Genomic DNA, 254 nt, shown 5'->3' with positions numbered 1-254 from the left:
ACAACCTGTCGATTGACAAAGCACGTGCAGAACCATTCTGGCTAACGATTGAAGCGGCTGTGATGCCTGATGATCCCGAATGGCTTCCGGGAAAGATGCCGGTGATTCAATCGGCTTCGGGAAATAATTCGCAGACACAATTTCCACATGCGATCGGGTTTCTTGTCGCGGCCGGTAATGTTGCGCTAAAAGGCCTGAAATTTATCGGAAATGCCAATCCCGATGTTAAATATTATTATCCGGTTGTGAGGGAA

Annotated in this window: 1 protein-coding gene; it reads left to right on the top strand. The window is 47.6% G+C overall.

What is annotated here, in order from left to right; translation table 11 throughout:
- Positions 1 to 254: hypothetical protein (locus GJQ66_RS14325; RefSeq protein WP_230379652.1), on the top strand; the 254-nt coding region annotated here is incomplete at both ends.

The organism is Microbacterium sp. ZXX196 (genome assembly GCF_009709595.1).
In the GTDB taxonomy this organism is placed as follows: domain Bacteria; phylum Actinomycetota; class Actinomycetes; order Actinomycetales; family Microbacteriaceae; genus Microbacterium; species Microbacterium excoecariae.
Note: the sequence above shows the minus strand (reverse complement) of the source record. Positions and strands in the feature narration are given on the sequence as shown.